Raw genomic sequence first — 1,360 nt, 5'->3', positions numbered from 1 at the left:
TCGATCGCCCGCGCCACCGGCCGCGACTTCGTCCGCATCAGCCTGGGCGGCGTTCGCGACGAGGCCGAGATCCGCGGCCACCGCCGCACATACATCGGCGCGCTGCCCGGCAAGGTCCTCCAGGGCCTCAAGAAGGCCGGCTCGGGCACTCCGATCTTCCTGCTCGACGAAGTCGACAAGATGTCGATGGACTTCCGGGGCGACCCCTCCTCGGCGCTCCTCGAGGTGCTCGACCCCGAGCAGAACCACACCTTCAACGACCACTACCTCGACATCGACTACGACCTCTCCCACGTGATGTTCGTGTGCACGGCGAACGTGCTCCAGAACATCCCGCGGCCGCTCCAGGACCGCATGGAGATCATCCAGCTCCCCGGCTACATCGAGAGCGAGAAGCTCTCGATCGCGAAGCAGTACCTGGTGCCGAAGCAGCGCGAGGCGAACGGTCTCGAGGAAAAGCACATCGAGTTCTCGGACCCCGCGATCACGGAGATCATTCGCTACTACACGCGCGAGTCGGGCGTGCGCAGCCTCGAGCGCGAGATCGCCTCGATCTGCCGAAAGGTCGCGCGCGAGGTCGTGAAGGAAGGCAAGGAGCAGGCGCCGCTCATCCGCATCTCGCCGGCCAAGGTGAAGAAGCTCCTCGGCGTGCACCGCTTCCGGCACGGCCAGGCGGAGGAGGGCGACCGCGTCGGCGTCTGCACGGGCCTCGCCTTCACCGAGGTGGGCGGCGAGCTGCTGCAGACCGAGGTGGCCGTCACGCCGGGCAAGGGCAAGCTGGTCGTTACCGGCCGGCTCGGCGAGGTGATGCAGGAGTCGGCCAACGCGGCCATGTCGTACGTGCGCTCCCGCGCCAAGCAGCTCGGCCTCGTGCCCGACTTCTACTCCAAGGTGGACATCCACATCCACGTGCCGGAGGGCGCCACGCCGAAGGACGGCCCCTCCGCCGGCATCACGATCGCCACCGCCGTGGCCTCAGCGCTCACGCGGGTGCCGGCGCGCGCGAACGTCGCCATGACGGGCGAGATCACGCTCCGCGGCCGCGTGCTCCCGATCGGCGGCCTCAAGGAGAAGATGATCGCGGCGCACCGCGGCGGCATCGACACCGTGGTGATCCCGAAGGAGAACGAGAAGGATCTCAAGGAGATCCCGGTGCACATCCTGCGGGGCCTCAAGCTCGTGCCTGTCGAGCACATGGACGAGGTGCTCGGCGCCGCGCTCGCCCTCGAGGACGTGCCGGCCTTCCTCCGCTCCGGCGACCACGTGATCGACGCCATCTTCGAAGGCTCGCAGGCGCTCGAGGGGCCGTCCTCGCCCGCTGGCGTAAACTGAGCCTGCCGACGGCTGCACAACGGAAGCG

The 1,360-nt window shown here is 68.5% G+C and carries 1 protein-coding gene; it reads left to right on the top strand.

Annotated elements, in window-relative coordinates; all coding sequences use genetic code 11:
• The coding region (gene lon / locus ABFS34_16850) for an endopeptidase La (GenBank protein ID MEN8377095.1) at positions 1-1,332 on the top strand (1,332 nt) is incomplete at its 5' end.
• Positions 1,333-1,360: the final 28 nt, after the last annotated feature.

The organism is Gemmatimonadota bacterium (genome assembly GCA_039715185.1).
GTDB lineage: Bacteria > Gemmatimonadota > Gemmatimonadetes > Longimicrobiales > RSA9 > DATHRK01.
Note: the sequence above shows the minus strand (reverse complement) of the source record. Positions and strands in the feature narration are given on the sequence as shown.